The organism is Candidatus Woesearchaeota archaeon (assembly GCA_016928155.1).
In the GTDB taxonomy this organism is placed as follows: Archaea; Nanobdellota; Nanobdellia; order Woesearchaeales; family JAFGLG01; genus JAFGLG01.
On the sequence record JAFGLG010000004.1, the window covers coordinates 17,699 to 37,999 of the forward strand.

Annotated in this window: 12 protein-coding genes; 4 read left to right on the forward strand and 8 right to left on the reverse strand. The window is 45.2% G+C overall.

Annotation, left to right across the window (positions count from 1 at the left end; all coding sequences use genetic code 11):
- Positions 1-249: 249 nt before the first annotated feature.
- The 4 genes from JW968_01510 to JW968_01525 form a co-directional block, all read right to left on the reverse strand.
- Positions 250-744, reverse strand: a complete 495-nt coding sequence (locus tag JW968_01510) for a transcription elongation factor Spt5 (protein MBN1385634.1) — start codon at positions 742-744, stop codon at positions 250-252.
- A gap of 1 nt (position 745) precedes the next feature.
- Entirely contained in the window at positions 746-931 is a 186-nt protein-coding gene (locus JW968_01515) for a protein translocase SEC61 complex subunit gamma (protein ID MBN1385635.1), read from the reverse strand.
- Between the two features lie 23 nt (positions 932-954).
- Positions 955-1,995: a cell division protein FtsZ gene (gene ftsZ, locus JW968_01520; protein MBN1385636.1), complete on the reverse strand. Its 1,041-nt coding sequence runs from the start codon at positions 1,993-1,995 to the stop codon at positions 955-957.
- A gap of 137 nt (positions 1,996-2,132) precedes the next feature.
- Positions 2,133-2,945 carry an FKBP-type peptidyl-prolyl cis-trans isomerase gene (locus JW968_01525; GenBank protein ID MBN1385637.1) on the reverse strand — a complete coding sequence of 271 codons (813 nt, stop codon included), beginning with the start codon at positions 2,943-2,945 and terminating at the stop codon, positions 2,133-2,135.
- 170 nt (positions 2,946-3,115) lie between these two features.
- On the opposite strand from JW968_01525, the gene JW968_01530 reads away from it, so the two are divergent.
- A complete protein-coding gene (locus tag JW968_01530) occupies positions 3,116-3,928 on the forward strand; it encodes a hypothetical protein (GenBank protein ID MBN1385638.1) in 813 nt (270 codons plus the stop codon).
- 13 nt (positions 3,929-3,941) lie between these two features.
- Here the strand turns inward: JW968_01530 and JW968_01535 are convergent, their stop codons facing one another.
- Positions 3,942-4,505, reverse strand: a complete 564-nt coding sequence (locus JW968_01535; protein MBN1385639.1) for a (d)CMP kinase — start codon at positions 4,503-4,505, stop codon at positions 3,942-3,944.
- Between the two features lie 60 nt (positions 4,506-4,565).
- Positions 4,566-5,387, reverse strand: coding sequence for a hypothetical protein (locus JW968_01540; protein MBN1385640.1), 822 nt, complete (start codon positions 5,385-5,387; stop codon positions 4,566-4,568).
- Positions 5,388-5,518: 131 nt separating this feature from the next.
- Here JW968_01540 and JW968_01545 point away from each other — a divergent pair, with 131 nt between their 5' ends.
- The gene (locus JW968_01545; protein MBN1385641.1) at positions 5,519-5,980 is read left to right on the forward strand and encodes a hypothetical protein; all 462 of its coding nucleotides are present in this window, start codon (positions 5,519-5,521) and stop codon (positions 5,978-5,980) included.
- Positions 5,981-6,192: 212 nt separating this feature from the next.
- Positions 6,193-7,824 carry a TCP-1/cpn60 chaperonin family protein gene (locus JW968_01550; GenBank protein MBN1385642.1) on the forward strand — a complete coding sequence of 544 codons (1,632 nt, stop codon included), beginning with the start codon at positions 6,193-6,195 and terminating at the stop codon, positions 7,822-7,824.
- A gap of 9 nt (positions 7,825-7,833) precedes the next feature.
- Here the strand turns inward: JW968_01550 and JW968_01555 are convergent, their stop codons facing one another.
- Both JW968_01555 and JW968_01560 read right to left on the reverse strand, forming a co-directional pair.
- A complete protein-coding gene (locus JW968_01555; GenBank protein ID MBN1385643.1) occupies positions 7,834-8,646 on the reverse strand; it encodes a hypothetical protein in 813 nt (270 codons plus the stop codon).
- Positions 8,643-9,494, reverse strand: a complete 852-nt coding sequence (locus JW968_01560) for a hypothetical protein (GenBank protein MBN1385644.1) — start codon at positions 9,492-9,494, stop codon at positions 8,643-8,645. The genes JW968_01555 and JW968_01560 overlap by 4 nt, the downstream gene beginning before the upstream one ends.
- A 128-nt stretch (positions 9,495-9,622) precedes the next feature.
- On the opposite strand from JW968_01560, the gene JW968_01565 reads away from it, so the two are divergent.
- Complete coding sequence (locus tag JW968_01565) at positions 9,623-20,269, forward strand: right-handed parallel beta-helix repeat-containing protein (GenBank protein MBN1385645.1); 10,647 nt, start codon at positions 9,623-9,625, stop codon at positions 20,267-20,269.
- The last annotated feature ends 32 nt before the right edge of the window (positions 20,270-20,301 follow it).

Here is a 20,301-nt window from a genome sequence, read left to right on the forward strand (position 1 = left end):
TCAAGGCTCTGTCAGGAGAATCAGCGTAGAGCGTGACTTTGCAACTTTTCACACTTTTTATATATGTTCTAGTGATTTAATTTCAATATTGATGGTATATTTTTGTAAAAAAGATTCATGATATCTGCAACTGATCAGGCATGGACCCCGGGAACAGACATGGATCAGAAAAATGAGTATGGATAAGAGGATCATATTGCGGCCAGTCACCCATAACGACATTTCATCAATAAAGGGGATAGAAAAAGATTATTCCTCTTCCCCTGTCTCATCATCCCTTCTGATGACCTTGATGGCATCCATCTTGACAGTGATAGGGATGGGTACTGCTGCCTCAAGAAGCTCGACAACAACCTCTTCCTTCTGCCGGTTGATACGGGTGACCTTGCATTTCTCTCTCTTGAACGGGCCTGAGATGATCTCTGCGATATCATTCTGCTTGACATTCATCTGCACCTTGACCTGCTCAAGCATGTGCTCGATCTCCTTGTAGTCGATCTCTTTTGGGAGGATACCTCGGGCATAAGGGATTCCTGTGGTGGCCTGCTCTGCATCCTGCCTTGTCGCAGCCTCCACGAACACATACCCCCTCATCCCGTGGGGCCTGACGAGCGAGAATACGTTCAGCCCTTTCTTCTCGGCATTTGTCGATACGAAATCAAGGACCTGGTCTTCCCTGTTCGCTGTGGTCCTCAAGGCATAAAGATGGGTGTCAGCTTTCTGTTCTGCTTGCTCTGCTTCCATTTTATCCTCCGAACAATGTGGACTTTATCATGGTTATTATGAAACCGAGAAGTCCGATTATGATGATGCCGAGGCCCGATACCTTGACTATCGTCTTGAATTCGAGCATTGTCGGCTTCTTCGTCACTTTGAGCACTCGCCAGCACTCTGCGAGATATGTCTTTGTCTTGAACCAAAATTCTGCCATTGTCTTCACCTGATCTGTATTGACTAATCCACAAATTCTATCCCGAGTTCATTCTCGATGTCTTTCTTGAATTTCCTGCGCACGGTCCTCTGCCCGAATATCTGGCTTGACTTGACACCCGTGATTATGAGCAGTGTCCTTATGACATTCGAGAGGTCCTCTGATATCTGGGCGCCCCAGATCACCCTTGCATCCTCATCGAGCTTCTCTGATATGGTCTCCACGATCCTGCGGGCCTCCTCGAGCGTCATGTCAGGTCCGCCTGCCACATTGATGAGCGCACCATTGGCACCTGTTATGTCGACATCAAGCAGCGGGTTGTTGAGCGCCTTCTCCACAGCATCTATCGCCCTGTTCTCTGTATCGCTCTCGCCGACGCCGATGAGCGCAACCCCTCCGTTGCCCATCACGGCCCTGATGTCCGCGAAATCCAGGTTGACCAGCCCTGCTTTTGTGACCAGCTCTGCTATCCCCTTGACTGCATTTGTGAGTATCTCATCTGCCACCTTGAACGCAGTATGCAGCGGGAGGTCCGGGGCCAGCTCAAGCAGCTTGTCGTTTGGTATGACTATCAGTGTGTCGACGAGGCTCTCCATCTTCTCAAGCCCGAGCACTGCATTCTCATATCGCCTTGCGCCTTCCATCGCGAAAGGCATTGTCACGATTCCCACCACTAGTGAACCGAGCTTCTTCGCCACTTCTGCGACCACAGGCGCTGAGCCTGTTCCTGTGCCTCCGCCGAGGCCGCATGTGATGAATACCATGTCCGCCCCTGCTATTGCGGACTTGATGTCATGCTCATTCTCTTTTGCCGCTTCTTCGCCTATTTTTGGGTTTGATCCGGCTCCGAGGCCTCTTGTGGTCTCTTTGCCTATGAGCAGTTTCTTGTCAGCTGATGTATAGAGCAGGTCCTGGGCATCGGTGTTTATGGCGACGGTCTCAGCGCCGGAGATGCCTATCTCAGTCATCCTGTTGATTGTGTTGTTGCCTCCTCCTCCGCATCCGACCACTTTTATTGTGGCCCTCTGCTTGGAGAGCACTTCCTCAAGCTCTGCATCGATCATGTTTGCCGAATTGTGCGGTCTGCTGAATTCGACCGGCCTCTCTGAGGCATTCTTGATGATTGTTTCCACTTTGGCCCACCTCTATTTGAAGATCAGTGATTTTGATGGCTTTTTTGATGATAAACTTATATATAAACCTATTCTTTCAGCCCTTCAGGCTCTTCAGTGTTGCTCAGGCCTTTCCCTTTCTGCTCTTCTCTCGGATCTCGTTTCTTCTCTTGCTTCTGCTCTAGTTTCTGCTCTTGCTTCTGCTCTAGTTTCTTCTCTTGTTTCTGCTCTTGTTCCGGATCTTGCTTGGCGGTGATTTTGACTTCCAGGTTAGTGATGTTTCTGAGCTTCTTTTCGAATTCTGTTATCACTTCATGCGGCAGCTGGATGCCTTTCTTGAACTCGACAGATGCATTTTTCCCGTCGGCTGATACAACGAACGACTCTTCCTTGACCCGTAGCAGTGTAGTTATGTAAGAACTGATCTGCTTTGCCTTGTCATCTATCTTCCCGAGCACCTTTACAAGGTATTTCACATTCTTTCCGGATAGGGGATGGTTGAAGTCGACTATCGTCCTCCCGCCGCTCACTGTCTTGACTGTCCCCATCATGCCGTCGATATTCACCTCGAGGCCGGGCATAGGGTTGATGTTCTGCTTCTTGAATTTTGACGTCGATATGAGCTGGATGAGCTTTGCGCTCTTCTTGCCGAATGCGTTCTCGGCATCTAGCTTGATCTGGTGCTCGCCGACATCCTTGCCGACAAGCGCATCTTCGAGACCCTGGAGCATCATGCCTTCTCCAACGCATATGATGACAGGACCGTATTTCATCTTCTCGTCATGGATGCCTTTCTCCTTCGCATCCTTCTCGATGGTTGTGTCGAAGAGTATGCTGTCTCCTGCCTCTTCATCCAGGTATCCTGAATATTCTATCTCAATGAAGTCTCCTTTTTTTATCATCTTTCTACCCCTATTTAGCTGATATTGTGTTTTGCGTGATACCAGAATTGGGATTGTTTTAAATGATTTTTGCTGCCATTTATAAATTTTACGCAAAAAGAAGAAGGATTTAGTACTATAAAATAGTAATATCAGTTAGATTTTTATATTATTGTCCTAAACCTTGTATCATGGTTATTGCGAAAAAATCTGGGAGATCAGCTTCTGAACCCATAGAATTGCCTGAATATTTTGCTTACCTGATGGGTCTCCAAAGGAATCTCAGGAAAGCGCTTGTCCTTGGCTCAGATTCACCATACACAAGATCTATTCTGAAGAATGGCCTGTCATCAGCCCTCACAGCTGTGGGCAAGGAGCTGAACCATGCAAGCTCCCGCAGTGTGATGTCCCGGGAGGAATGGGATGCTGCAGAGAAGAAAGCTTATTCTATTGATGTCCGTGTTGATGGCTTGTATTCCTTCCATCAGGACCTTATCAGGTATCGTTCGAATTTCGGCAGGATAGGCCGGACTTCTGCGGCAGATTGTGCAGCAGGTCTCATGGATACAGTGACACATGTCGTGAACATAGAGGATTACATCATGAGATTGCTGGATGATCCGTCAAAACCTTTCTACACATATGGATATATCATGGATAATGTCCATCCTGACATTGACCCGGATCTTTTTTCAGGGGTCCGGCATGATCCGTTGATGCTTAATGTGCTTTTCTTCCTGCAGAACAGTGAGACTGTCAGGCCTCAGCCGAATGATCAGCCTCCGAAGGTATACCCTCACGGGGTCAATGATGGGTGGGGGTGCCCGGAAGAATGGGATGCATTCAGGTATATGCTTGTCGCCGGGAGAAATGCTGAAGATGACACAAAGCTGACACAGGATGAGTTCAGTGGTCTGCTGAACAGGATGAAGAGCATGGATCTCATAAGGACAATGCATAAGTCAAGGCTTGAGATACACAAGAATTATCGGAAGGATATCTGAATCATGTCTGGGTTCAGCGGTTTCTTTTTGGCCAGTTCCTTTTTGGAGCAGCCTCATCTATCTTGTCCAGGATTGCCTTCGCGACCTCTTCCGCTGTCCTGTGTGTCGTGTCGATGATAAGGTCATAGTTGCTCTTGTCAAGATAATCAAAACCATAATACCTTATCCAGCGCTCCCTGTTTATCTCTTCTCTGGCTTTCAGGCTTTTCATGGCTTCATTTTTATCCTCGAAGCTTTCCTCTTCTCTTTTCTGTTTCACCCGTCTGTCGACTCTTACTGCAAGGTCTGCGTCTATGAACACCTTGAATGCGTGTGGTATGAAATGCGCCCCCAGCCAGGTGTCGATGACGATATTTTCCCGCTCTCCGAGCCTTGACTGCTTCTCATCGATCAGGGCGTCTATTTTCCTGTCTTTGGCCTCAAGTTCTCCGAGTTCCAGTATCGAGATGCTCTTCTCGCGCGCGATCTCGCGCTGCAGGTCCCCGATGGATGCATGCGCATATCCGAGTTTGGATGCAAGAATTTTTGCCACCGAGCTCTTTCCGGATCCGCCTGTTCCGCTGACAGTTATTATCATACCCAAGAATTCAGCTCTGTATTATAAATAGTTTATGGGATTAATAAATAGTTTATGGGATTATTCGACAAACAGGGTTGTCTTGACCTCAGCGAATACCTTGTCCCCTATGCTCATTGTGACTGGTGAGACGATTATGGTGCCGGTCCCTTTCTTCCTGCGTCTCTCTGCGCCCGATACGCAGTAGACCCCGATGTCACGCCCTCTCCAGTCGAAGGGGAATATCTTGGCGCCGAAACCCATGTAGACGATCTTCCTGCCGTCCATCTCTTCAGGGTCTGCCCTCTTCATGAGATACCCTGATGTGAATGGCAGTGCTGCTGTGCCCATCACAAGGTCTGCTTCTGTGAATCCTGTCCGCTCTTTCAGCTTTCCGAGCTGTTCCTGGTTGAGCTCGCATGCATCCAGTAGGCGCACTGGATATTCGCTGGTCAGGTCAGTTACATGACGGAGTTCTTGCGGGACCTCTGGTCTGACTCCGCCGTTTGCAGAAGAATAGGTGAATCTGAAGTCTGCTTTCTGTTTTTTTGTGGCATCATCGAATATGCCGACTCCGATTTCGCATTCCAGTCCGTCGTTGCCTGTCTCTGCTACGATGAACTGCAGGTCCCTTGAGGGATATGCCGGAGCCATGTTTCTCATTGTTACAGAAGTCAGATGAAGGCCGGCCATCCTTGGGTACATGGCCTTGACAGCCACCTCTGCAAGCGTCAGCATCTGCATCCCGGGCATGACGACATCCTCTAACCCGTATTTTTGAGCGCATGCGCATTCCCTGTGGACTGGATTGGTATCTCCTGTGAGATTGCAGACTGATGCAAAGCTGCCTGGGGTGGGCGTGTATACGAATGACATATCAGCCAATTGTTTTGGGAAGAGCATTGCAGAAGGTGACAATAAGGGGCTATATAAATTTTGACTAATTTCACTCATTCTGATCTTTCAGCAGTCCGGAGCCATCAGTCCCAAAACATATATAAAACAGTATATAAATATGGGAGTAGGGTAATATCATGATGAAGGCAAGGACAAAGTCAAAAGAGGTTCAGGATATCAATCAGCAGCTGAAGGATTATAAGGAAGAGTTCGGATCTAGGATCCTCGAATCAGGCCTTGATGCATCGACGCATAAGTTCAAGCATATGATGGATGACCTCTATGATTATCTTTCTGTCCAGTATGCCCCTGAGCCTGAGCTTGAGACAAGGATTGATATGAAGCTTGATAATCTGGGCAGCAGGATCTCGACACTCTCGAAGAAAGGTGAACTTTTTCTCTCCTCGATTGAAGGCCTTTCAGATTCTCTTTATGACTGGGAGCACCCGCCTGCCCCTAAGCCGGTGGAGGCTCCGAAGCATCGCTTTGAGCAGATAGATATGCCGCTCACAGGGACAAGATTTGAGCCAATGAAGGATTCTGGACCATCCTTATTGCAGAGGATCATTGATTTCTTTAAGAAGCTCTTTAAAAAGTGAACTTCCCCGCCCCAAAAGATTTAAATATACCTGATTTCGGATTTCTTGTTGGTGATTAGGGGGTTTGATTGTGGGTCTTATTGCTATATGCTGGTGGTTCAGCATGAGTATATGGCAATTGCATAGCATGATCACAACGTTTTGCATAGCATGATAACAATGTTGCTTAGCATGATCACAACGATGGATAATTTAACAATGAGGTGAGTTATATGACAAAAGAAGTGCAGCCTATTTTCATTTTGCCTGAAGGCACTCAGAGGAGTTCCGGAAGGAATGCCCAGCGGAACAACATCATGGCAGCTAAGCTTGTGGCTGAGACTGTCCGCACGACTCTTGGTCCGAAAGGCATGGACAAGATGCTTGTGGATTCTTTGGGTGATGTTGTTGTCACGAATGATGGGGTCACGATTCTTGAGGAGATGCAGATTGAGCATCCCGCTGCCAAGATGATTGTCGAGGTGGCAAAGACCCAGGAGGATGAGGTCGGCGACGGTACGACGACTGCTGTGGTCATTGCCGGCGAGCTCCTTAAGCAGGCTGAGGACCTGCTCGACCAGGATATCCACCCGACTGTACTTGCAAGAGGTTACAGGCTGGCCGCTGAGAGGTCACAGGAGATACTAAACCAGATTGCAGAGAAGGTGACTGAGAAGGATACAGACATGCTGAAGAAGATTGCCATGACTGCCATGACAGGCAAGGGCGCCGAGTCTGCGAAGGAGAAGCTCTCTGAACTCACTGTGCAGGCCATCAAGCAGGTCATGGAGAAGTCCGAGGATAGGATCAGGATTGACCGGGATGACATTAAGATAGAGAAGAAGATCGGGAATACAGTGGAATCTTCCTCTCTTATAAGGGGTATTGTGCTCGACAAGGAGAAGGTGCATTCAGGGATGCCCTCGGTCGTTGTCGATGCAAGGATCGCTCTGATCGACTCAGCGGTCGAGATAAAGAATACTGAGATAGACGCCAAGATCCAGATAACTGATCCTGGTCAGATGCAGGCTTTCATTGATATGGAAGAGAAGATGCTGAGGAACATGGTCAATAGGATTGTTGACAGCGGTGCCAATGTGGTGTTCTGTCAGAAGGGTATAGATGACATAGCCCAGCATTTCCTTGCGAAGTCCGGCATCTATGCTGCCAGGCGTGTGAAGAAGTCTGATATGGAGAAGCTAGCCAGGGCCACTGGCGCCAAGATTGTCACAAACCTTGATGACTTGGGGAAGAATGATCTGGGTAGGTCTGGCAGGGTCGAGGAGCACAAGATCGGCGACGAGGAGATGACTTTTGTCTCTGAATGCAAGAATCCGAAGTCTGTGACTATTCTTGTGCGTGGGGGCACAGAGCATGTTGTTGATGAGGTCAAGCGCGCAATGGAGGATGCCATCGGTGATATTGCTGCTGCCTTGAAAAATGGCAAGGTTGTCGGCGGCGCCGGCGCTCCTGAGATTGAGCTTGCGAAGTCACTGAGGGAATATGCCACCTCGTTGTCAGGGAGGGAGCAGCTTGCTGTGCAGGCCTTTGCCAATGCAATGGAGATCATCCCGAGGACTTTGGCAGAGAATGCAGGGCTTGATCCTATTGATGTCCTGACTGAGATGAAGGCTGCCCATGATAAGAAGCAGAAGTGGGCTGGCATCGATGTCTTCACCGGCAGGGTCATGGATGCCTGGAAGAGAGGCGTGATTGAGCCGTTGAAGATCAAGACCCAGGCTGTATCCAGTGCATCTGATGTTGCTATAATGATATTGAGGATCGATGATGTGATCGCTTCAAGCGGCAGCAGGAAGAGCGAGGTCCCCCCGCCGGGGATGCCCCCTGGAGGTATGGGATATTAGAAGCAGATGTCAGCAGGTCAGGCCGAACAGCACATGATCATATTTTTCTTTCATTTGGCTGATATCAGGCAGATTCAGGCCTATTATTAGCTCTTCCCTTTCTGGGATGAACTTAAGATTCTCAAACTCTTGCTGTATCAGTATCTCCGGATTGTCTTCTATCAGCATCATGAGCTCTGTCTCATTGTCAGGCAGCTCGTAGATCTCAAGCGGTCTTATGGGGAGGTCTGCCTCAGATTCATAGTAATAATATTCGCCCCTGTCCATCTCGACAAATTCTTTCCTGTCAGGTGAGACGAGTCTCTGTATGGTTCTGCCTTCATGCTCGTATTCATACCTGTACTGTCTTGCATTGTCCCGTATTCTTGCAAGGTTTGGCTCCAGCGTCTTCTTCGGGCCGCTCTCGCTTGTATAGAGATACTCATCACCTTTGCTTATGAGCACTCCGGCATTGACCCAATCCTGAAGCACGAAATCTGTTGCGTGGGTTTTCTTGTCCAGCTTGAAGCTCCAGATGGTGCTAAGCTTCTTGGTTTTCAGGTCATATGAATACACATTGGCCTCATTGGCGCATTCCTTGATATAGTTTGGATACAGAAGAAGTGCGAATCCCTTTGGCTGCCTGTAATAGTATGCCCCGCTCACAAAAGCGATGCTGCGTGAGTCAGGTGAGAAGACCATGTTGCTTATGATGCCTGAATCATATCTCATGTTTATCTTGTCATAGCAGCAGAGATATTTGTCTGCGAGGAGCAGTGTTAGCACGAGGACAGAGATCAGAATCAGCCAGTTCTTTATCCTCCTCTTTGTCATGAATCTCATTTTGTTTCTGTTGTCTTATGGATTTCTTTTGTCTTCATATATTCCAGACCCATTGAGTCGAGCATCTGGATTATCCTGTCTTTCTGGTCCTTGAGGCCCTTCCAGTCAAGGAATATCATGTCCACCTTTTCAGATGTCTTGTCTATGACCTGGCGCACCATGCCCTCGTCAAGATTCTCCAGGTTGTATTTGGGACATACATGCCCGAAGCAAAAGTCGCTCCTGTGCATCAGCTCTGTGAATACGGGAGTATGGTGCAGGCCTCCTATCCCGAATGCTGCCTTGCATTCCGGCACCGGATTTGATATTATGTAGATGATTGTCTCAGCTATCGCTTTCCCGCACTGCTCATCCCCCCAGTCTTCCTCTGAGCTGCCGATCTCTATGAACATGACAGGTTTCTTGATTTCTGGTCCATGATGTGTGCATTCCTGTATGATTTCGACAGGGAGTTCCTTTGCGAGCTCCTTGAGCTTGAAGAGCGCCATCCTGAGATGTCTTGCAGGCGCGATGCACAATGTCTTATCCCTTCCTCCGAGATCTCCTTTCCCCCAGTTCCCGGGACTGTGCACTGAAAGGCTTTTGATTCCGGATGCGCTCATGTGCTTTGTTGCAAAGATTATCATATCTTCTGGCATCTGCTCGTCATAGTTCTCGCAATAAACTGGTCTTGTGTCTGTTGTGTAGAATCTTGCATTGTCTATCCCTTTGACATGGAATACCCTGTGCCCGAACCTGTCTTCATCAGTCTCAATGCACTCTTTCATCTCTTTGAGTCTTGCAAGGATGTTCAAGGATGCTGCATCCTGCGTTGAGAATAACACTCCAAAGCTTCTTATTTCTGGCATAAACATCCCCAATCAAGGCACCTTTATAAAGGTATTTATATATAATAAGTATTTTATCAAGTAAAAAATATAACCAAAATATAATAAAATAAATATATTTATATATAAGTAAATTAGTGCCTGTCCAAATGTACAAATCAGGCAAATTCAGTCAATATCTAGTCATTTTTCTAGCATTGGCCCTTCTTTCCGCATTGGCATCTGCTGAATTTGGCGTGATCCCGGTTGAGAATCTATCAGACCCAAATCTGAATTCTTCTGGGATCCCCACAGACAATGAGACATCGCCTGACAATCCCGCTCTGATTCCTGAAAACCATGAACCTCCGGTGCCGACACCGGATGATCCAGGCTTTCTTGATAACACTACAAACGATAAGGATAATGTGACAATCAATTATGGTAATACAACAGTTGATTATGGTAATATGACAGATGATGACAATATAAATGCCTCCAATGATAGTGGTTTTGGAATATTGCCTGTTGCAGATGAAGAGGCTGAACTGCCGCCGATTACTGGACAGATAATCATCCTTTCGCCCATTGACACAGATGACGACGGGGATCCTGATGTGACTGACTGCGCACCATATGACCCAAACATACTTTCTCCAAGATATGGGCTCCATATCAACAGGAGCATCACATTATGCACTGGCACATATAATATATATGACCCTGATAACACAGGCATTTTTACATTCAGCGACAATGTGACTCTTGACTGCAATGGTTCTGTTCTTGTTGGTAACAGGACTGGCAGAGGCATTTATCTAAACACTAAGAGCAATATAAATATCAGCAATTGTGGGTTCAGGGATTATACATATGGTTTTTATGGCTATACAAGCTCAGGCATTTCCGTGAATAACACTTTTTCAGACTTCAATAGTTATGGTTTTTATTATTATGGAGGCAGCGGGAACCGCATTGAAAGCTCAGTTGCCAGGAATAACACAAATCCAGGATTTTATATTTATAGTTCCTCAAATTTCAACATCTCCGGCTCTGCAGCATATAACAATAACAATGATGGTTTCATGATTAGTGAATACAGCAGTAACGTCATGATCCTGAACTCCTCTTCTTATGACAATAACCGGTACGGATTTAGTAGTTATAGTTATTCAGCAACAATCGAGAACTCAGCTGCTTATGATACTAAAGGTCGACAGGATACAGGATTCTACCTTGATCGTTCAGGCAATAGGATAATCGGCTGCAGTGCATATAATAATACTCAGTATGGCATATATTCTTCCTATTTTTCCAGCCAGAACTTATCCCACAATGTGCTTATGGACAACAGGATGTTGGATCTTGGGTTGGATATAAATAGTATCTCAGAATGCAATTCTGTGATCCAAAACAACACTGGCTCTGGAAATAGGCCGATCATGTTCCTAAATGGGCAGTCCAGCCTGGAAGATATTGAGGTTTCCCAGCTGATAATGTGCAATGCAGATGGCTCGAACATCACGAATGTGACTGTTTATGGCTCTGGTCTGCATGATAATAACTGGATTTATCTTGTTTATACCGACAATGCTGAACTGAGGGATGTCAGGTCACATGGTAATTACTATGGCCTGTTTGCAGATTACAGCAACAATAATATCATTGTCGATTCAAGCTTCTCCGGTAGCAGCCAGTATGGCCTTTTCTTGACAAACTCCCAGAACAACAGGGTCTATCACAATAATTTTTCAGATAACCACATACAAGCATCGTCAGACCATGCTTCTAATATTTTCTACAGCAATGATTCTGGCACGCCTGAAGGGAACTACTGGAGCGATGTCTTCACCAGTTATCTTAATATCACAGACAGCAATGCCGACAGCTATGGGGATACTGGGCCACATTATCCATATAATCAGGAGAATTTCGGGAATGTCAGGGGCTCTGTTGCAGATTATGGTCCGGTTATCGACGGTTACTCCCCGCAGCCATGCCTGCGTGTTGAGGCAGACAACACTGTCATCAGCAGTGACGCTCTTCTCTGCCCGGGCACTTATTATGTGAAGGATGCTGATCTTAATGGTATCCTGAGCATAACGGGTGACAATGTCGTGATAGACTGCAACGGCGCTGTCTTTGAGGGGGATGGCTATGCCTCTAACAGGCGTACAAGGGGGGTTAGACTGAGTGGGAAGACCAATATCACTTTTATAGACTGCGATTTCACAAGGTATTATTATGCGGTCTCATCAGAATCATCATCAGGGATAAATATCGTTGATTCTGAGATGTACACCAATTATTATGCCATCTACACTTATTCAAGCACAGGTCTTAATATTACCAATAACACATTGCATAACAACGTTTATGGATTATACTCAGCTTCGACTTACAACAGCATCTTCATAAACAACACAATCAGGGACAATAGTTATGTGGATTTCAATTTTGCCGCGGGTTCTGCCACACACTGCAACAACACTGTCCTTGACAACACAGGATTCAGCGGCCTTCCGATCAGGTATTATCATGATCAGTCTTTGGAGCTCAGGGACGGGGAATATTCGCAGCTTATCCTGTGCAATATGGACAATTCTAACATAACAAATATCACGATAAATGGAGGATATCGCAGGAATATGCTGTCAGCATTCTTCACTGATTACGCTGTTTTCTCTGGCATCAAGGCTGACAGTACGCTTAACGGGATCTATCTGCAGTACAGCAATGATAATCTGATAACAGGCTCCAGCGCAGATAATTTCGCCAGCTTTGGATTCGGTCTTTACTTGAGCCACGGGAACAATATCTCAAACAGTCATGCTGACAGAGGGGGCAGCGTGACCAGCCAGGGTTTCTATCTCTCATCCTCGCACCATAATATCTTCTCTTCCAACAATGCAACCGGCAATGCGAATAAGGGTGTGAGGGTTTTCAGGTCTGACAACAATACATTTGTGGATAACAATATCAATAATAACCAGTATGGCATCCATATTAATGAGAGCTCTCTGAACAATTTCTCCCACAGCTCTGTCCAGAACAACACTTATTATGATGTTTATATAGAATCGAAGAATCCCTCGAATTGTGATAATGATTACACCAACATAACCATTTCCGGGGGTCACGCCCTGGATTATTTTTCCGCGCCGGTAAGCCTGCAGGATCAGGAGTTCTATCAGATAATCCTCTGCGGTGCTGGAGGTTCAAATCTCACTAATCTCACGATTGATGGCTATTCTGCAAAGAACAATAATGGCTTGACACTGTTACATTCCGATAATAGTGTTGTGCAGGGGATAAGATCAACAGGCAATTACAACGGCATAAGGGTCCATGACAGCGACAATCTGACTATAAGGGATTCAGTGTTTGAAAGCAATCGGTATGGGATATACCATGTTCTGAGCGATAACGGCAACATTACAAACAACACAATCACCATGAATTATGGCTCCTACCCTTATGGGATCAATCTTTGGAAATCTTCATATAATATGATAACCGGCAATAATATCAGGGATTCAGGCTATAGCGGCTATTCTGGGATTATTTTGAATACAGGATCAGATAAGAATGTCATTGTGGGCAATCATTTCAGAAATCTAAGCATGTCAAGTGCCTTGCCGGGCAGTATAAGATTGCAGCTCTCGAAAGACAACAACGTCACACAAAATGATATGCAGGATGTGAATTCAGGCATCTATATGTACAATGCTTCCGGTTCTTCAGTATTCAATAATACCCTCTTAATCAGCGGCTACACATCATATTATGCATTCGGCATGGAGAGGCTGTCCAGGAACAATAATATTTTTGGGAACAATCTTAGCGGTTGGAGCGCGGGCGGCGTTTATGTTTATAATTCATCTTCAAACAGCATAAAGGATGTGCATGTGAAAGGGAAGTCATCTGCATATGGCATTAACTCTTATTGGTCATGGAACAATACTTTCAGCAATTTTTCAATAGAGAAATATATTACTGGCATCATGCTTCAGTATTCAGACAACAATTCCTTTTCCGGTTTCTCATCTGACAATAACACAAAAAATGGCCTTTGGCTCAGCAACAGCAAAGGCAATAGGGTTTCAGATGGTTTTTTGTCAGAAAACAATGAGTATGACATGATCATCGGGACAGTCCTGCCAGAGCACTGCAATAACATTGTTGACAATATCACAGGCTCTGGCAACCGGCCTGTTCTATTCTACAACTCTTCTGTGCATCTGTCTAATTCTGTAGCTTCAGAGCTGATTCTCTGCAATGCTGACTATGCGGACATCTCGAATGTGACGATTCTTGGCTCAGACACCTTGCAGAACAATTACCTTTACATAGGGCAGACAGATCATGCACAGATTGAGTATATCCGTTCTGATGGGAATTTCTATGGGATATATATGGAATACAGCACAGATAATGATTTCCTGGATTCTTCGACTTATAATAATTATCAATACAATCTTTATGCCGCTTATTCTGATCACAACATGATACATGGCTCTGCATCTTGGTACCCCTCAAGGACTAAGACCTCCTACTACATATATCGCAGCAGGAACAACACAATAGCAGGAACAAGCATTTACAATTCAAGTTCGGCTATATATCTGTCTCATTCAAACGATACCATAATAGAGGAAAATGACATCTATCAGAACACTTATGGTATAAATCTGCAGTATTCGAACAACAATGTCGTGCTGAACAACAATATAACAAGACAATTTTCATACGGGCAGTATTTGAGCTCATCATCAGGGAATCATATCGTGAACAATTCCATATACTCTAATCTATACCCGATTTATTTGACATCTGTATCCAGCAATAACAATATCAGTTATAACAATGTAACCAGGAATAGCTATGGTATGTACACAAATTCACCCGACAACATATTCAGCCATAATTATATTTTCAATAATTCAAATTATGGTATAGAGGTTTATGGTACAGGTTATAATCATATTATGGGAAATAACATATCAATGAATCCCATGGGTATCTATCTGTATTATGCCAAAGATAATTCTGTGAATGACAATACCATTTATGATAACACCCAGCTGGACCTCTTTTTGCAGACATCTAACAGGACGCATTGCCAGAATGATATCTATGATAACACAGGCTCCGCAGGCAGGCCGATATTTTATATCAATGATGATTCTGCCTTGAACAATGCAGATTCTGCCTTATTGATATTGTGCGGGGCCGATAATGCCACTGTATCAAATGTCACTGTGAAGGGCTCAGATACAATTCAGAACAACCTGGTCTATGTGGTCCGCAGCAGGGATGTTATTTTTAGGGATGTGGCATCCGACAATAACTATTTTGGTTTCTATGATGAGTACGGATCAGGCAACTCTTATCTGAACTGCACTGCCGTGAACAACTCAGACAATGGGTTTTATCTGAACGGTAATTATCACACAATAAACAGCTCTGAAGCTATATCAAACAATTATGGTGTTTATGTTTTTTATGGAAATGGCCATCAGCTGCACAATAATATTATTGCAGATAATGCAGAAGGTGCCAGGATTTATTATTCGAACAATTCAGTCATAGCCGGCAATAACCTCACTGATAACACAAATTACGGCATTTACATGAGAGGGAGCATATGGCAGCGCACAAATTTTTCAGTTCATAAAAATAACATATCCAACAGCAACAGGGGTATCTATTTTGATTCCATTGAGGATTCCCATATCACTAACAACACAATATATGACAATTATTATGGGGTTTATGTCACTAATTCTGATAACCTCACATTTTATTATAATAGTTTCATAAACAACACCCAGCAGGCCTATGCCAGCAATGCCAACAACAGGTTCTACAGGAACTCGACCCCTCATGGAAATTATTGGGGCGATATCAGGCAGAAAGGTCTTCATATCGTGGATATGGACTCTGACAACTTTGGCGATCATGGTATGGATTATCCTTACAGCCAGGCCAATGGCGGAGATGTGAACCAGTATGTCGTCGACTATGGGCCTATGATGGGGGATTATGACTCGCCCCCCTGCTACACGCCGACCGGCGATGACACCATGATTGATTTCAGCATTGTGCTGTGCCGCGACAATTACACTATCGCTGACTCGAATTCAAACGGGCTTTTTCTCATATCTGACAATGTTGCGCTTGACTGTAATGGCTCTGTTTTCAGTTCATCATCGAATCCTGCAAATGGTTTGGGGATTAGCTTATGGAACAAGAGAAACATAACGATCAGGAACTGCATCTTCAGGGATTATAGCCAGGGGATTGCTCTGCAATATAGCAGCAACATAAGTGTCATCAACTCGACAATACAGAAAAACCAGTCCACCAATCTGCAGTATGGCATATACATATATCACACAAATGATAGTGTCATCAATGGCACAAGAGCAAGTGGGATCACCTCTAATGGGTTCAGGCTTGACAATTCTGACAGGAATGTGATCGATATGTTCGAGGCAGTGAATGTGACAAACCATGGCCTTGTGATTGTCAACAGTGACAATAATTCTGTAACTGATTCAGTTTTTACAGGGAACCTTAACGGCATTTATCTGGCAGCAGGAGAACACAATACAATCTCTGGGAATCTTATGCAGGAAAATCATCTTTATGACTTCAACATTGACTACGGGATTTCTGCATGCAGGAACAATATCACAGGTAATGTGGGCTCTGGCGGAAGGGATATCCTGTTCTTCAACGGATCTGTCAGTCTGCAGAACATGATAGCATCAGAGATAATTCTTTGCAAGGCAGATTTCTCAGATCTTACTAATGTGACCATCTTGGGTTCTGATACCATGAAAAACAATGGCATGTTTATCATCAACACCAGCTGGAGCAGCTTTGAAGATATCAACTCATCTGATAATTATCATGGTCTGATGATCTACGGCGGGACAGGGAATGATTTTTCAGGCATAACCGGATCGGACAATGCTGATGACGGGCTTTCTGTGTCCCATAGTGACAATAACAGCATATCAGGTTCAGATTTCTCCCGGAACATTGTATATGGTGTCGACTTATATGAGAGCGATTTCAATTACATAAATGCTGACTGCACTGACAATAATTATGGCATCGTTATCCGACACTCGCATAATAATACGATTGACAGGTCTGTTGCCAGGGATAATGCATATAGGGGCATTGAGCTGGAGTGGAGCAACGACAACAGGATATTGGACAGTCAGATTTTCAGTAATCCTATGGGGATATACCTTACAGATGTCTCAGGCACAGTCATCAATGATACCATCTCCTGTATGAACAGCGATTATGATATCTATGAGCGTTACACGATATGGACATTCAACAACTCAGGCAATAATAATCATTGTTCCAATGTCTATCTATGGGCAGATGAGGGGATGCCGCTTGGCTGCACTGATATCTGCGGGATAGACTCGCTCGGGATGGAATGCGAGATTGACGGTTCCTGGCAGGACTGCTCCGATGCTGTCTGGGATGCAGGTATATCAAGGATGAGGATCCAGTGTCTGTCGAATCTCGGGAGCATAACAAAAGCGGAATTCAATCTGACAAATGCAGAGGATGCTGACACAATATTCTTTGGACCGAACTTCACCTCGTATTTCGGCGGTTATTATGAATATGACAACGCAGATTATATCGTGAGGGAATCAGGCGACTGGTTCGCCTCTGCCGCCTGCTATGATGATTATGGTTATAATGCCAGTTTCAACCAGACATGGTATGTGCCATTTGGAGAACTGGTTCCATATCTTGTCAACCCTGTATCCAACAGCGAGATTGCACAATATGCTTATGAGGATATCAGGATAGGTGTGCGTTGCGAAGGAGGAGAATGCGGTGATATAAGGGCCACTCTGGATCCAAGGAATGACTCTGCCAATATCCGTGGTCAGAGCGCGGGATCATCTCAGGATAAGGGAAATGGGCCTGTCACAGCAGCGTTCCATGTGAATTCCTATGCACCCTCTCTGAAGTGGACATCAGCGGACATGGGCCATGTATCTGATTCAGCATTGGTCGTTGAAGAGATAAACGGCCGATTCTTTGTATTCGGCACTATCTATGATGACCCTTATGATACAATATTTGCTCTGGATGCTGCAGATGGCAGATCAGTATGGAATTACTCCACACAGGAACAGGGATGCATTGCGACAACTCCTGTAGCAGGTGACATAGATAATGACGGCGATATTGAGGTTATAGCATACGACTGGTGCGGGTATATCTATATACTGAATGCAGAGGATGGTACAGAAGAGCTCTTGGCTTATGATGAAGATTTCTGGGGTGGTTATTCGGCTCCATCCCTTTATGATATTGATGGGGATTCATATCTTGAGATCTTCCTTCCTAATGATGGCGGCGGACCAAGTGGATATGGCACAGAGATAAAGGTGATGAATTACACAGGAGAATATGAGATGGTTATGGACAGCAACATGAGCTCTCTTGTATATTATCTTGAGACCATGGCCTCATTTGGTGACATTGACCTTGATGATGAACCTGAGATAGTGGTTGCATCAGGGAGGTATGTTTTTGCGTATGATTCAGATGGTTCAAAGCTCTGGCAGTTTGATTCGCAAGGCATCTCAGAATTCTGGTACACAAGTGCTATTATTGGTGATTTTGATCTTGATGGCAGTGAAGAGGTCGCTGTATCAGGAAACAGTTATTTTTACATCCTTAATGGCTCCAATGGGGCATTGCTTGACAAGAAAGGTGTCTATTCCGGATACAACCAGATAGCTGTCGGGAACCTCAATGGGAATGAATACCCTGATATTGTGGTCGGTGATGATTCTGCTGTGACGGTTTATGCATTTGAATATAAGCCAGGGGAGTTTGTGACAGGAGGCTGTTCAGGTTTTGCCACACCTTGTTCATTGATTTATTCCTGCGGGCCTGTATGTAAATCTTCATATTGTGAATCCCAGGAGGGGTGCGAGTGTACGGCATGCATCATCATTAAGTCAGATAATGCTACTGAAAACTGCAACAGTTCGGGTGAAGGAGATGATGTCAATACTACAGCACCCATACCAATCCGTAATCAGGAATGTAGTGGGAATGCCATACAATGCGATTCCTTCTTGGACCCTGTTTTATGTGAACAGCAGTTAGGCTGCAACTGGAGATTCATCAACTATGAGAACAGGACAGGCATTGTCAAGCTCTGGGAATATGATGCAGGAGGGACATGGATGGAGACCGGATTCTCCATCGGCGATGCCGATGGGGATGGTGATCAGGATATATTTTTTGTCACGAGCGACAATTATCTCACCATCTTGAATGGCTCTGGCCAGGAGCTCTCACTTGCTCTTCTTCCTGATGAAGGGGGATCTGGCTCGGGGGACAACTATATGCAGGTCCCTGCCCTCGCAGATATGGATTATGATGGCGATCTGGAAGTCGTGGCATACCACAGGTATGGTGCTGTGAGCTCATTTGACCTCAATGGCTCAGCATCTGATTGGCCTGCATTGAATGGCAATAATTATCACACAGGCGAATATTTAGGATTCAGGATTGATAGTCTTGCATTCAGCCCAGACAAATTCTCCTTGACATATGATGTATTCTGCTTGGCAGAATTCAGCAGCAATGCATCTGTTGTCAATTTTACTGTAACCTCACCGGAGGGTATTATTATTATTGACAGCCAGCCGGGATCAGCTCTGACCGAGAATGAGTACCGGTCGCCGGTCTTCCGCATCGACTCATGGGGTGACTACACTTGCCAGGTAGAAGCGGCAGATGCCCAGGGTATATCAATATCAAGACAGATAGAGAAGAAGACAGGTGTCATCCAGGGTGCGATACCTATGGATTCAGGCGTGCCTTTCTATACGATAAGCACAAATCCATCAGTGAATTGCTATGATCTGAAGGATGGCGAATCATGTGAATTCGCATGGAGGACATATGCGACCGGCAATATAGGGTCTGTCTGGGAGTTCTTCGGCATCTTTGAATCAGTCAATTATCCTGGATTCGGACCGCTAAGCTTCAGCCCTGCATCATTCGCTGTCCTTGATGTCAATTCATCCAACAGCTCCAGTTTCAATATCACAATCACAGAGAGCAAACCATCTGGAAATGGAAATCAGACTGATGGAGGGTCTCCGGTTATATTGAAAGCAGGATACATACCAGTATGCGGCGACGGCAACTGCGTCACAGGTGAGGACTGCAGGAGATGTCCGGCTGATTGCGGGGCTTGCCCAAGAGACGAAGATGATGTTACAAAATCAGGTTACATTGAGGAATGTGGTAATAATCTGTGCGGGAATGGAGAGGATTGCAGGAATTGTCCTAAGGACTGCGGCGCTTGCGAACTGCCGGATATGAAGATTGTTGGGCCGAACAGGGCAGAGCTCGGGGAGCTTATCAGCATCCTGATAACTGATATGGAGGATAATCCTCTGGCTTTTGCCGAGATTCAGGTATTATACGATTCAGGAAGATCTGAAAAATACACCACTGATGAATCAGGTAAGCTTCAGTTCACTGCATCAGAAGAGGGCAATATCCTGCTCAATGCAAAGATGGAAGGCTACAGGGTGGCCAAGAAAAATATGGATATAACCAGCTTGGTCAAAGCAGAGAAACCAGGGATAATGGCTTTTTTTGCTTCCATGAACTGGTGGTGGCTGATAATACTCATAGTCAGTGGGACAATGATAGGATATTATATGTATAGTTACAGGAAGAAGACCCAGGATTTCATTGATGACATGGACAAGAAACTGGAGAAGCTGATGAAATGACAAAAATGAATCTTAAAATGAATCTTGATTTG